The following is a 12,468-nucleotide window of genomic DNA, read 5'->3' as shown; positions in this document are numbered from 1 at the left end:
GTGGATCGATCGCGGCTACGGCACGGTGTCCAGGCGGGCGCCGACGAAGTCGATGAACACCCGCAGCTTCGGCAATACGTGTCGGCCCGACGGCCACAGCAGGTGGAAGGTGCCGCAGGAGTGCACATGATCCTCCAGCACGGTGACCAGGCGGCCGTCGGCCAGCGCATCGCGTACCGAGTGCACCGGCACGAAGGCCAGGCCGGTATCGCGCAGCGCCAGCGCCACTCGCGCCTCGATGGTGTTGGCCACCATGTGCACCGGCAGCTCCTGCGGTGTTTCGTGGTCGGGCCAGTGGATCGGCCACGGCTCCAGCTTGCCGGTGCTGGGGAAGCGGTAGTGCAGCAACGTGTGCTGCAGCAGGTCGGCCGGCGTGCGTGGAACGCCGCGACGCTGCAGGTAGCCCGGCGAGGCGACGACACGCCGCGGGAATACCCCCAGCCGGCGTGCGTTCATCCGCGAGTCGCTGGGTTCGCCAACGCGCAGCACCGCATCGAAACCTTCCTCGATGACATCGACCAGCCGGTCGCTGAAATCCAGGTCGAGGCGGATGTCCGGATACGCGGCCATGAATTCGGCCATCAACGGCAGGGTCAGGTCGCCTACCAGTGGCAGGCTGATCCGCAGCGTGCCGCTCGGTGCAGCGTGCGGTTGCGCCAGTTCGGTGCGCGCGGCATCGCGTTCGTCGAGGATGCGCCGGCAGCGCGCCAGGAACAGCTGGCCCTCGGCGGTGAGGGTGATGCTGCGCGTGCTGCGGTGGAACAGGCGCACGCCCAGTGCGTGCTCCAGCCGCGCAACGCACTTGCCGGCGGCCGATGCGGAGATGCCCTGCAGGCGCCCGGTCTCGACGAAGCTGCGGGTGTCGGCGGCGTGGACGAAGGTCTGCAGGTTGGCGAGGTTGTCCAGGACTGACATGGGCGTACCGGCAATGAAAACGGCAGGGTAGGGGCGGGTGATCGCGGCACGCGGCGCGGCCATCGCAACACTGTGGTGCGGGGCCTCGGGCAGCCCTTGCGGCGTTGCAGTTCCGGGCATGATGCCGATTGCGGACTGCACGGTCCATGATGCCCGGAGCGGCAACCGGCTTTTTGCAGCGCCGCGCGCTGCCTAACGTGGCGGGCCTCTCCTCAGGGATCACCATGATGAATGCCGCTCTTTCCCTTGAACCTGCACCGACGCTGCCTTCGGTGCAGCGGCTGCTGCAGCAGGTCCATCCGTTGCGCCTGGTTGGTGCGGTGGTGCTGGTGCGCGAGCACGGCGTGCTGCGCCATGCCAGCGCGAGCGGGCTGGCCGATCGCGAGTCGGCCAGGCCGATGCAGCGCGATCAGCTGTTCCGGCTGGCATCGGTCAGCAAGCCGTTGCTGGCCACGGTGATCGTGCGCCTGGTGGCTGAAGGCGTGCTCGACCTCGACGCGCCGGTGCAGCGCTGGCTGCCGGACTTCCGCCCGGCGCTGGCCGATGGCAGCACGCCGCCGATCAGCCTGCGCCAGCTGCTCAGCCACAGCAGCGGACTGGGCTATCGCTTCCTGGAGGCGGATGCGGAGGGCCCCTACGCGCGCGCTGGCGTCAGCGATGGCATGGACGCCAACCCGTTGACCCTGGCCGAGAACGTGCGCCGCATCGCGCAGGTGCCACTGCTGTTCGCACCGGGCAGTCAGTGGCTTTACTCGTTGGGCGTGGACGTGGCCGGTGCGGTGGCCGAAGCCGCGACCGGTGAAACGCTGCAGGCGCTGTTCCAGCGTCTGCTGGCTGCCCCGTTGCGCCTGCGCGACACCGCGTTCGTTGCGCGCGATGCAGAGCGGCTGGCCACGCCGTATGTGAGCGACACGCCGCAACCGCATCGCCTGCAGGAAGGCGAGGTGGTCGCACCTTTCGAGGGAACGCTGGGCATCGAGTTCAGTCCCGCGCGTGCCACCGACGCCAGTCGGTTCGCTTCGGCCGGCGCCGGCCTGGTCGGTACCGCCGATGAGGTGATGGCGGTGCTGGAGGCTTTGCGCGACGTGCAACGCTCCGGCCTGTTGCCGCCCGCGCTGGCGGCGCAGATGGCCAGCCCGCAGGTGGGCGAGCAGGGGCCGCCGGAACCGGCCGGCTGGGGCTTCGGGCTGGGCTTTGCGGTACTGCGCGATGCCGCCGCCAGCGGCACACCACAGCGCGAAGGCAGCTGGCGCTGGGGCGGTGCCTACGGGCACAGCTGGTTCGTCGACCCGTCGCGTGGGCTGAGCGTGGTGGCGCTGACCAACACCCTGTACGAAGGGATGGATGGCGTTTTCGTCGATGACCTGCGCGATGCGATTTATGCCGACCTGGGGGCAACGCGATGAGCGGCCATGCCATCGATGCCGCCAGTCCGGCCGGCGAGGCCACGCGCCTGCCGTGGGCGGGCCTGCTTGCCTTGGCCGGTGGTGGCTTCATCACCCTGTTGACCGAGACCCTGCCGGCGGGTGTGCTGCGGCCGATGGGCGAAAGCCTGGGCGTGAGTGATGCGGCGGTCGGCCAGCTGGTGAGCGTGTATGCGCTGGGTTCGGTGATGGTAGCACTGCCGATGACGGCGCTGACCCAGCGCCTGCCACGGCGTCCGCTGCTGCTGGCGGCCATCGCCGGCTTCGTGGTGGTCAATACGCTGACCGCGTTGAGCAGCAGTTACGCGCTGATCCTGGCTGCGCGCTTCCTGGCCGGTGTGAGCGGTGGATTGCTGTGGTCGCTGGTGGCTGGCTACGCCGCACGCATGGTGGTGCCGTCGCTGCAGGGACGGGCCATCGCAGTGGCGATGGTCGGTTCGCCGCTGGCGCTGTCGCTGGGGGTGCCGGCCGGAACGCTGCTTGGCCAGCAGATCGGCTGGCGCTGGGCGTTCGCGTTGATGAGCGTGCTGGGTCTGCTGCTGCTGGCCTACGCGCGCTGGGCGTTGCCTGCGCTGCCGGCCGCTGGGGCCGGGCAACGCACTTCGCTGGCGACCGTGTGGCGCCTGCCCGGTGTACGCAGTGCGCTGCTGGTGATGGCGCTGTACGTGCTGGCGCACAACGTGCTGTACACCTACATCGAGCCGCTGGCCGTCGACTCGGGTGCCGGTGCGTGGCTGGACCGGCTGCTGCTTGCTTTCGGCATGGCGGCGATTGCTGGCATCGCGATGGCCGGCTGGGGCGTGGATCGCTACCTGCATGCGCTGGTGTGGGCGGCGGTGATCGGTTTCATCGTTCCGGTGCTGGCCTTGCTGGTGTGGCCAGGCGTGGCGAGCGCGCTGCTGCTGGCGACGATCCTGTGGGGCGTGGCGTTCGGCGCCGTGCCGACCCTGTTCCAGACCGCCTTGGCACGGCGCGCCGGGGCCGCTGCGGACCTGGCGCAATCGATGCTGGTGACCGGCTGGAACCTGTCCATTGCGGCCGGCGGCGTGGCAGGCGGGGTGCTGCTGCAGGCCAGCGGCCCACGCCAGCTGGGATGGCTGCCGTTGCTGTTGCTGGCGGTGACCGCCGCGTGGTTGCTGGCACGGCCGAAGGCGTGGGCGTAGCTATTGATCAGTGATGAGGCGGTGCCGGCGAGCGGCCGGCACTACCGTGGGCCTTGCTTTTGCCTTGCTAATCCAGCGGTACCTGCTCGATCGGCACGCTGCGCGGGTTCTGCATGTGTTCGCGTGCAGCGCCGTACTGCTGCTGCCGCTTCTGATGGAAGGCGACGAACTCATCGCGCGGCAGCGGCCGCGAGAACAGCCAGCCCTGTCCGAATTCCACATGCCGGCTGTGCAGGTAGGCCAGCTGCGCTTCGGTTTCCACGCCCTCGGCCACCACCCACAGGCCCAGCTCCTTGGCCATGTCGATGATGTGCGGCGTGACCGGGCTGGTGGCGCTTTCGGTACCGATCGCATCGATGAATGATTTGTCGATCTTCAGCGCATCCAGTGGCAGCTGCTGCAGGTATTGCAGGCTGGAGAAGCCGACCCCGAAATCATCGATGGCCACGCTGTGGCCGGCGCGGCGGGCGGCGGCGAGCATGGTGCGCGCGCGGTCCAGATCGAGGAAGCCACGTTCGGTGGCCTCCATCCAGATCTGCTGCGGCAGGATGCCGCTGCCGGCCATGTGCCGGGAGATCATCTTCAGGGCGCGACCGCTGCTGATGTCTTCGGCGGCGAGGTTGATCGCGATGTGCGCGCTGCGGTCGGCGACCAGCAGCTCGCGCATGTCGCGCACCACGTTCTCGATCACCAGGTCGGTGACGTCGGCGATCATGCCGGCCTCTTCGGCCAGTGGAATGAACAGGTCAGGGCGCACCTGGGTGCCATCCGGGCGTTGCCAGCGCACCAGCGCCTCGGCGCCGACGCAGATGCCGGTGTCCAGTTCGATGATCGGCTGGTAATGCAGGTACAGCTCGCGGCGACGGATGGCGGTGGCCAGTTCGCCGCGCAGGGAAAGGCGGCGCCGCGACAGCCAGATCACCAGGCCGGCCCCGGCGGCGGCCAGCAGCAGGCCCGCCGGCACGTACAGCCAGGCCTGTTGGCGGAAGGCCGCGGCAAGCGCGGTGCGCGGTGTAGTGGCGACGGCCAGCCATTCCTCGTTGCGCGCGGTAGCGAACAGCGTGGTGTGGTCCAGGCCTTCGCCCGGGTCGCGCAGCAGTGCCTGCAGCAGGTCCGGATCCAGGCCGGGCTGTTTGGCCAGCAGGCGTCCATCGGGGCTGGCCAGTGCCAGCCGCACATTCGGGTCGGCGATGACATCGACGAAGCGGCGTGGGTCCACCAGAGCGTCGTAGGACCCATACAGGATCGCCAGCACCTGGCGTCGCCCGCTGATTTCCGGGCGCACGTCCACTGCGATGCCGGCGCCGTCGCTGGTGACGTGGTCCGGCCTGGGCTGATCCACATCCGACAGGAACGGCCCCCAGGAGGTGCAGCGCAGCTTGCCTCCTTCGAAGTAGCCCATCTGGTCAATCGATGGGGTGGTCATTACCAGGGTCTGCATGCGCCGGATGTGCTCGGGGCTGCAGGACACGTAGGCACCGGCTTCGGCGGATTTCAGCGCCGCCAGCGCCTCCTGGTAGGACAGGTCGGAGCGGCGCAGGGTGCGATCGGCGATGTCGCGCAGGCGCTGCTGTTCGACGCTGACCGCGCGGTCCCAGGTGGCGTAGGCCATGACCGCGATCGGCACCGCAGCGGCCAGCAGGGCCAGTGCGGTACCGCCGATGATGACGCGCAGGCGGCTCATGGCCGGGGCTCCAGCAGGGCGGGCGGGGCAGGGCGCATGGTCGGGCCGGTCCTTGGGCAGGTGCGGCTATCTGAGCATGGCACCGGGCCGGGCGGAATGGGATCAATACGGTATTCGGTCACATTGTGGTGAAAGCGGCCTGCTTTGACGCAATGGGGCCGTCTGGCGCTGGCGCTCGGCGCCGCGGAGGACTACCGTCGAACGCTTCGCCCGCCCCTTCCCGCGCCCATGACCGAGCCCGCCACGCCCCCCGAGCACCTGCGCCGCAGCCTGTCCAACCGCCACCTGCAACTGATCGCCATCGGCGGTGCCATCGGCACCGGCCTGTTCATGGGCTCGGGCAAGACCATCAGCCTGGCCGGCCCGTCCATCGTCTTTGTCTACCTGATCATCGGCGCGATGCTGTTCTTCGTGATGCGTGCGATGGGCGAGCTGCTGCTGTCCAACCTGCAGTACAAATCCTTCATCGACTTCTCCACCGACCTGCTCGGCCCGTGGGCCGGGTTCTTCTGTGGATGGACCTACTGGTTCTGCTGGATCGTCACCGCGATTGCCGACGTGATCGCGATTGCCGCCTACGCACAGTTCTGGTTCCCCGGGCTTGAGGCCTGGAAACCGGCGCTGGCCTGCGTGATGCTGCTGCTGGCGTTGAACCTGGTGACGGTGAAGCTGTTCGGTGAAATGGAATTCTGGTTCGCGCTGATCAAGATCGTGGCGATCTGTGCGCTGATCATCACCGGTGCCGGGCTGGTGGCGTGGGGCTTCACTTCACCCAGCGGCCACACCGCGTCGCTGTCGAACCTGTGGAATGACGGCGGCATGTTCCCGATGGGCCTGGTCGGCTTCTTCGCCGGGTTCCAGATTGCGGTGTTCGCCTTCGTCGGCATCGAGCTGGTCGGCACCACCGCCGCCGAAACCGCCGATCCCGAGCGCAACCTGCCCAAGGCAATCAACTCGATCCCGGTGCGCATCATCATCTTCTATGTGCTGGCGCTGATCGCGATCATGGCGGTCACCCCGTGGCGCCAGGTGGTGCCGGACAAGAGCCCGTTCGTGCAGCTGTTCGTGCTGGCCGGCATTCCCGCCGCCGCCAGCCTGATCAATTTCGTGGTGCTGACCTCGGCCACGTCCTCGGCCAACAGTGGCATCTTCTCCACCAGCCGCATGCTGTACGGCCTGGCCGAAGAGGGTCACGCCCCGCGCGGGCTGTCGAAGTTGTCACGCGCTGCCGTGCCCGCCCGAGGCCTGCTGTTCTCGTGCCTGTGCCTGCTGGGCGGCACGCTGCTGATCTACCTGATTCCGAACCTGGTGACCGCCTTCACCCTGGTGACGACGCTGGCCACGGTGCTGTTCATCTTCGTCTGGTCGCTGATCCTGGTGGCCTACATGGCCTATCGCCGCCGCTACCCGGAGCGCCACGCTGCCTCGATCTTCAAGATGCCCGGCGGCGTTGCCATGTGCTGGGCCTGCCTGGTGTTCTTCGCCGCCGTGCTGGTGCTGCTGAGCCTGCAGGGCGACACCCGCCAGGCGCTGATCGCCAGCCCGGTGTGGTTCGTGCTGCTGGGCGCGGGGTATTGGGTGCGCCGGAGGGCCGCGAAGTGATCCGAAGTGGGGTCAGATCCCGTTGCTCAGCAACGGGATCTGACCCCGGCAGGTCGCGGGACCCACCGCGCCTCCTCGCGGGAAAACGGCTGTTGCTGTTGAGGTTGCCGGCCAGCGGCCGGCACTACCACGGGTGCAGGACGCAGCCCTGCCGGCCCCCATTCACCCAACATTCGCGGGCGCGGCCGGATCATCCGGCCGCCATGTCCCATCGACCTCTCCTGCTTGCACTGGTGCTGCTGCCCATCCTGTGGCCCGGGATGGCTGCCGCGCGCACGGTCTATCGCTGCGTGCAGGGCAACACCGTCAGCCTGGCCACCGCGCCGGAGCCGGGATCGCGGTGCACGCCGAAGGAGATCGACGACAACGCCGTCCAAACCCCGAACCTGTGGGGCAACATGGGCGTGTTCAGCGGCGTGCTGTACGAGCGCGAACAGGACGGAGCGCTGGTCTACTCCACGCGCAACCTGCCCGGCTCACGGGTGTTCCTGAAGTTCACCGTGGCCACGCCGCCAGGCGAGCCGGCGCACGAAGGCCTGGGCAAGGTCGGCAAGCCGCAGCTGGCGCAGCACGCCAAGCAGTTCAAGGCCGCGTCCAAGGCCACCGGCGTCGATGATGCCTGGCTGCGTGCCATCGCCCACGCCGAAAGCAATTTCGATCCGCTGGCGGTCTCGACCAAGGGCGCACAGGGCGTGATGCAGTTGATGCCGGAGACCGCACAGGAATATGGCGTGCGCGATCCGTTCTCGCCACAGCAGTCGATCGAGGGCGGCGCACGCTACATGCGCGCGCTGCTGCGCCGTTACAACGGCGATCGCCCGTTGGCGGCGGCTGCCTACAACGCGGGCATCGGTGCGGTCACCCGCTACAAGGGCGTGCCGCCCTACGCCGAAACCCTGGCCTATGTGGACAAGGTGATGGCGCTGTACGCGCGCTACCGCGAAGCGATGGGCATCCGCACCGAAGTGCCAGCCCGCTAGCGGACGGTGCTGCCTGCACGAGGCGTTGTAGAGCCGAGCCGACGCTCGGCTGCGCCAATTGCAGCCGAGCATCGGCTCGGCTCTACACAAAAAGCCGCTCAGCGCGAGGTGGAAGTGCTGACCAAGTCGTAGCGCTCGATGCGGCCGACGCGTGCCACCTCCGCCTGCACGTCGGCACGCTGCCTGAGTGCACGCCACGCGGCATCGATGCGCACATCGCCCGGCAATGAGGGATAGGTGCGCATGTCCTGCAGGCTGGCCAGGGTTTCACCGCGTTCAACCGGCGAGCGCAGCTGTTCGATCAGCACGGCGGCGGCACCGTCCAGGTCGCCTTCCTCCAGCAGCATTTCGCGATGGAACAGGCGGGCATCGTCGCGCTGGGCCAGGATCACCGCGCGTGCTGCATCGCGCGCCTTGGCATCGCCGCGCTCGCGGGCGGCGGCGAACTGCAGCAGCGCCTGTGCGGCCTTGCCGTAACCGGCGAGGCCCGGCATGTCATTCACTGCCTGCGCAGCGTCCTGCATGCGCCCCAGCGAACTGAACACGAAGCCGACATTCATCTGGTGCTCGACACCATCCGGGCCGAGCGCGCCGATGCGGGCGGCCTGTTTCGCCGTGGCCAGTGCCTCATCGGTGCGGCCCAGCCGGCGCAGTGCGGTGAGCCGGCTGTTGAGCAGCCAGGCCACCCATTCCGCCTCCGCAGCGGCAGGCGATTCGCCGTTGCTGGCGGCACCGGCCATGCCCTCGGTCAACGACAGCACTTCCTCGTTGCGGTCCAGCATCAGCAAGGTGGTGCTGAACTCGGCCATGCGCGCGTCCAGTGCGCGGTCGAGCAGGCCGGAAACACGCAGTTCATCGAGGTGGCGCTGTGCCGCCTGCACCGGATCGAAACGCGCGTCACCGCGATCGACATAGCGATCAAAGCGCTTGTCGCTGCGCAGGCGGATGATCTCGGCCGGGCTGTCGATGCGCGCCAGCGTGGCCGGAATGCTGTCGCCACGGCCGTTGTCGGCCTGCAGCGTGGCCAGCGCCAGCCACAGCCCGGTGGGTTCCAGGCCGCCACTCTTCCAGCCGTTGTCAAACAGCGCCTGCAGCAGGTCCATGCGCTTCTGCGGCTGCTCACGCAGGCGGTACTGCAGGTAGTTGATGGCGTGGTGATCGATCGGCAGCGGTGCGTCGGCGTGCTGCAGTGCCTTCACCAGGAAAGTGGTGGCTGCGGCCGGCTGGTTGTCCGACAGTTCCACCGACACCTGGGTGAGCAGGATCTGTGCATCCTCCGGCAGGGCCTCCTGCGCCCGCTGCAGGTAGCGGCGGGCCTGGTCCGGCTTCTTCTGCATCAGCGCGGTCCAGCCGGCGACCTGCGAGGCGCGGCCGCGATGCTCGGCATCGAAGTCGTCCAGCAACGGATCTTCCATCAGCCGCTCCATGCTGATCAGCGCACCCAGCGTGTTGCCATCGCGTGCCTGCTGGATGGCTTCATCCCAACGCGTGGCGTACGCCGCGTGTACTGCATCGGCGGTGGCCGATGGCTTCTGCGGGGCCACCGTGATCGAAGCGGAGGCGGGCGCGCTGGCCAATGCGGCCAGCAGCAGGGCGGTGAGGGGGAGAACGCGGGGCATGGAGAATCTCCATCCGTGGGAACCGCATTGAACCTGCTACGGCCAGCGAGGACAAGCACGACGAAGCGAATCCTGGTGTTCAGCCGCATGATCGGCCGTGGCGGATCGCACGCGCAGCGTCTATTGTCGGTGCCTCTTCAAGCAGCAGGCAGAGGCAGCGCAACACGATGGCACGGTGGCAATGGATGGCGGCAGGGGTGGCGTTGGCAACGGCGGTGGGCTTGGCTGCAACCTGGTGGGATACCCCGCTGAAAACGCTGGCCGGCCCTGCCGGCCCGGTGCCCACGCCGCTGGCCTGGACCGCGCAGATCGAGCCGCTGGCCGGCGATGGTCACCCCGGCGACCGCGACGGTGCGTCCGCGCAGGCGCGCTTCGCCGACCCGTATGCACTGCTGCGCGGCACCGATGGCAGTGTCTATTTCACCGATGCCGGTGACAACAACCGGATCCGCCGCCGCCTGCCCGATGGCCGCGTTGAAACCGTGGCCGGGCAGGGCGAGGGCCGTATCGATGGCCCTGCGCTGCAGGCCAGCTTCAATACGCCTTCGGGCATTGCCGGCGATGCGCAGGGCAACCTGTACGTGGCCGACACGGGCAACCATGCGATCCGCCGCATCGGCACCGATGGCCAGGTGACCACGCTGGCCGGTGGTGAACAGGGCTTCGCCGATGGCCCTGCCATGCAGGCCCGCTTCGATGCACCGATGGGCGTTGCGGTGGACGCGCAGGGCCAGGTCTACGTGGCGGACACGTTCAATGACCGCATCCGGGTGATCGGTACCGATGGCAGTGTGCGCACCCTGGCCGGTGGTGATCGGCCAGGCTTTGCCGATGGCGCGGGCGCCGCTGCGCGTTTCGATACGCCGGTGGCGCTGGCCTTCGACGCGCAGGGTGCGTTGCTGGTGGCCGATCTGTTCAACAACGCCGTGCGCCGGGTGGGCGCCGACGGCACGGTCAGCACCGTGGTTGCCCCCGGTGGCGTGATCAATGGGCCGCAGTCGCTGGCCACCACGCACGACGGCGTGCTGTACGTGGGCGATCTCGATGGCCGCATCGTGCAGGTGACGCCGCAGGGCCACCAGATCGCACTGGTCGGCAATGGCCGCCTGCCGCGCCTGGCCCGCCCCAGCGGGTTGGCGCTGGAGGCCGATGGCAGCGTGCTGGTGGCCGACGCCGCAGGCTACCGCCTGCATCGTCTGCGTCCGCTGCCGGTGGGCGAACTGCCGGCGCCGGCACTGGTCGGCCCGGCCGCCGATGCCGCGCTGCCGAAGACGGGCGGCCGTTGGCCGCTCGCACCGCAGGACGGCTGGCACGAAGTGGTCGGCACCCTGGGTGAAGTGCGCGGCAACTTCAGCGGTGAGAGCCGCCACCACCTGCATGGCGGCTTCGACGTGCGCGGTGATGTGGGCCAGACCGTGCTGGCGATTGCCGATGGCAAGATCAGCAGCCCGGTGGCGGCCTGGAACCTGGGCGAGCAGGCCGAGGGCCTGGCGGTGGACCGCCTCAAGTACATCCACATGCGTGTCGGCCGCACCCCGCGCGATGTGCCGTTCGACGCGCGCTGGCAGGCGCTGTATGACGAGCAGGGCAAGCTGCAGCGGATGCGCGTGCGCCGTGGCATGCGCATCCACGTGGGAGACCGCCTGGGCAGCATCAACAACCAGGCGCACGTGCACCTGGCGGTGGGCACCGGTGGTTTCGAAACCAATGCGGTGGCGCTTGGCTTCCATAACTACGCCGATCACTTCGCACCGCGCATCACTGATGTAGCACTGCTGGACGACAACGACCAACCGATGGCCGCCGGCAGCGATGGCGTGGTGATGGTTGCGCGGCAGGGGCGTGGCGTGCAGATCGTGGTGGAGGCCTGGGACCAGGTCGACAACAATCTGCCACGACGCCGGCTGGGCATGTACCAGGTGGGTTACCAGATTCTCGATGCTACGGGACATCCGCTGCAGGGCTACGAGCAGCCGCGCTGGAACATCGTGTTCAACCGCATGCCGCCGCAGCGGGAAGCGGTGCGCGTGGCCTACGCACCGGACAGCGGCATCACGGTGCATGGCAGCGCGGTGACCCGGTTCCGCTACCTGGCCACCAACACCGTGCGTGATGGCCTGATGGAAACCGGACGCTGGCAGCCGGCGGCGTTGCCGCCGGGCGAGTACATCGTGCGTGCCAGCGTGCGCGACTACAGCGGCAACGAAGGCGTCGGCCCGCGCGAGATCAGAGTACGGCTGCTGCCATAGCCGCAGCCGGGGCGCCGCAGCGTTCGCGCTCGGCGTCCATGTCTTCCAGCGGCCGCACTTCGATGCTGCCGAAGCGTGCCCACGGGAAGTCGCGGGCGATGCGCATGGCGTCGTCGCGGTCGCGCGCCACGATCAGGTTGAAGCCGGCCAGCAGCTCGCGGGTTTCGGCAAACGGGCCATCGAGCACGCGGCTGTGTCCATCGCGCACGCGCAGGGTCTGTGCGGTATCGACCGGCTGCAGCTTCTGGGCGGCCAGCAGCGTGCCTTCGGCCTGCAGCTTGTCGGCGTGGGCCAGGCAGTCGCGCATCAGCGCGTTGAATTCTTCGGTGGGCAGCGCCTGCAGCAGGGCAGGCTCGATATAGATCAGAAGCAGGTACTGCTGCATGGCGTGGTCCTGGCGGGGGCGGGGGACCATGATGGCGCAGGATGGCGCGCGGGCATGTTGCAGCGCGGAAGCGCGCCTTCGGCGGGGGGCGGCGAACGGCGGAGCCCCTCCGTGGTGGCGCTACAGCGTGATTCTTGGGCTTGGCCGGGTGGGTAGGCGGGTCGGGGGACGCCGTAAACCCATCCATGGGGGCTTGGCCGCGGCATCCATGCCGCGGACACCCCCGCCCCGCCTACCCACCCGGCCTTGGACAGTTTCCTGCGGCGTTCACCACGGAAAATCACAAACAAGAGCAAAAGCGGGTCGCTTCGCTCGCAAAGCCGAGGCCGCCAGCCAACCGCCGTTGCTGTTGCCTTTGCTTTTGCTTTTGCCTTTTCTCTTGATTTTCCCGTGGTGGGGCAGCCGCAGAGATCTGTCTGGGGGCGGGAGGGTGGGGTTGGCGGGGTA

Annotated in this window: 9 protein-coding genes; 5 read left to right on the top strand and 4 right to left on the bottom strand. The window is 68.6% G+C overall.

Going from position 1 to position 12,468, the window contains the following annotated elements:
- Nucleotides 1-15: 15 nt before the first annotated feature.
- A complete protein-coding gene (locus tag AC5P74_RS16875) occupies nucleotides 16-915 on the bottom strand; it encodes a LysR family transcriptional regulator (protein WP_032953875.1) in 900 nt (299 codons plus the stop codon).
- A 227-nt stretch (nucleotides 916-1,142) separates the two neighbouring features.
- On the opposite strand from AC5P74_RS16875, the gene AC5P74_RS16870 reads away from it, so the two are divergent.
- Both AC5P74_RS16870 and AC5P74_RS16865 read left to right on the top strand, forming a co-directional pair.
- Nucleotides 1,143-2,321 carry a serine hydrolase domain-containing protein gene (locus AC5P74_RS16870; protein WP_346607806.1) on the top strand — a complete coding sequence of 393 codons (1,179 nt, stop codon included), beginning with the start codon at nucleotides 1,143-1,145 and terminating at the stop codon, nucleotides 2,319-2,321.
- On the top strand, nucleotides 2,318-3,502 hold the full coding sequence (locus AC5P74_RS16865) for an MFS transporter (RefSeq protein WP_346607807.1): 1,185 nt from the start codon (nucleotides 2,318-2,320) through the stop codon (nucleotides 3,500-3,502). The genes AC5P74_RS16870 and AC5P74_RS16865 overlap by 4 nt, the downstream gene beginning before the upstream one ends.
- A 67-nt stretch (nucleotides 3,503-3,569) precedes the next feature.
- Here the strand turns inward: AC5P74_RS16865 and AC5P74_RS16860 are convergent, their stop codons facing one another.
- Nucleotides 3,570-5,186 carry an EAL domain-containing protein gene (locus tag AC5P74_RS16860; RefSeq protein ID WP_005415082.1) on the bottom strand — a complete coding sequence of 539 codons (1,617 nt, stop codon included), beginning with the start codon at nucleotides 5,184-5,186 and terminating at the stop codon, nucleotides 3,570-3,572.
- A 228-nt stretch (nucleotides 5,187-5,414) separates the two neighbouring features.
- Between AC5P74_RS16860 and cycA the strand changes: the two genes are divergently transcribed.
- A complete protein-coding gene (gene cycA / locus AC5P74_RS16855) occupies nucleotides 5,415-6,788 on the top strand; it encodes a D-serine/D-alanine/glycine transporter (RefSeq protein ID WP_005415083.1) in 1,374 nt (457 codons plus the stop codon).
- Nucleotides 6,789-6,991: 203 nt separating this feature from the next.
- On the top strand, nucleotides 6,992-7,768 hold the full coding sequence (locus AC5P74_RS16850) for a lytic transglycosylase domain-containing protein (protein ID WP_346608145.1): 777 nt from the start codon (nucleotides 6,992-6,994) through the stop codon (nucleotides 7,766-7,768).
- A 98-nt stretch (nucleotides 7,769-7,866) separates the two neighbouring features.
- Here AC5P74_RS16850 and AC5P74_RS16845 read toward each other — a convergent pair whose 3' ends face one another.
- A complete protein-coding gene (locus AC5P74_RS16845) occupies nucleotides 7,867-9,387 on the bottom strand; it encodes a tetratricopeptide repeat protein (protein WP_346608146.1) in 1,521 nt (506 codons plus the stop codon).
- 167 nt (nucleotides 9,388-9,554) lie between these two features.
- On the opposite strand from AC5P74_RS16845, the gene AC5P74_RS16840 reads away from it, so the two are divergent.
- Nucleotides 9,555-11,636 carry a gluconolaconase gene (locus AC5P74_RS16840; RefSeq protein ID WP_346608147.1) on the top strand — a complete coding sequence of 694 codons (2,082 nt, stop codon included), beginning with the start codon at nucleotides 9,555-9,557 and terminating at the stop codon, nucleotides 11,634-11,636.
- Here AC5P74_RS16840 and AC5P74_RS16835 read toward each other — a convergent pair.
- A complete protein-coding gene (locus AC5P74_RS16835) occupies nucleotides 11,614-12,021 on the bottom strand; it encodes a YciI family protein (RefSeq protein ID WP_053499021.1) in 408 nt (135 codons plus the stop codon). The two genes, AC5P74_RS16840 and AC5P74_RS16835, sit on opposite strands and share 23 nt — an antisense overlap.
- Between the last annotated feature and the right edge of the window lie 447 nt (nucleotides 12,022-12,468).

The sequence above is a fragment of the Stenotrophomonas sp. YJH_SMC_94-11 genome (assembly GCF_059370435.1).
Note: the sequence above shows the minus strand (reverse complement) of the source record. Positions and strands in the feature narration are given on the sequence as shown.

What these genes read in the sequence shown, in the direction of transcription:
- AC5P74_RS16875 (WP_032953875.1), bottom strand. Translation starts at nt 915, where the DNA reads ATGTCAGTCCTGGACAACCTCGCCAACCTGCAGACCTTCGTCCACGCC.
- AC5P74_RS16835 (WP_053499021.1), bottom strand. Translation starts at nt 12,021, where the DNA reads ATGCAGCAGTACCTGCTTCTGATCTATATCGAGCCTGCCCTGCTGCAG.
- AC5P74_RS16845 (WP_346608146.1), bottom strand. Translation starts at nt 9,387, where the DNA reads ATGCCCCGCGTTCTCCCCCTCACCGCCCTGCTGCTGGCCGCATTGGCC.
- cycA (WP_005415083.1), top strand. Translation starts at nt 5,415, where the DNA reads ATGACCGAGCCCGCCACGCCCCCCGAGCACCTGCGCCGCAGCCTGTCC.
- AC5P74_RS16850 (WP_346608145.1), top strand. Translation starts at nt 6,992, where the DNA reads ATGTCCCATCGACCTCTCCTGCTTGCACTGGTGCTGCTGCCCATCCTG.
- AC5P74_RS16870 (WP_346607806.1), top strand. Translation starts at nt 1,143, where the DNA reads ATGAATGCCGCTCTTTCCCTTGAACCTGCACCGACGCTGCCTTCGGTG.
- AC5P74_RS16860 (WP_005415082.1), bottom strand. Translation starts at nt 5,186, where the DNA reads ATGAGCCGCCTGCGCGTCATCATCGGCGGTACCGCACTGGCCCTGCTG.
- AC5P74_RS16865 (WP_346607807.1), top strand. Translation starts at nt 2,318, where the DNA reads ATGAGCGGCCATGCCATCGATGCCGCCAGTCCGGCCGGCGAGGCCACG.
- AC5P74_RS16840 (WP_346608147.1), top strand. Translation starts at nt 9,555, where the DNA reads ATGGCACGGTGGCAATGGATGGCGGCAGGGGTGGCGTTGGCAACGGCG.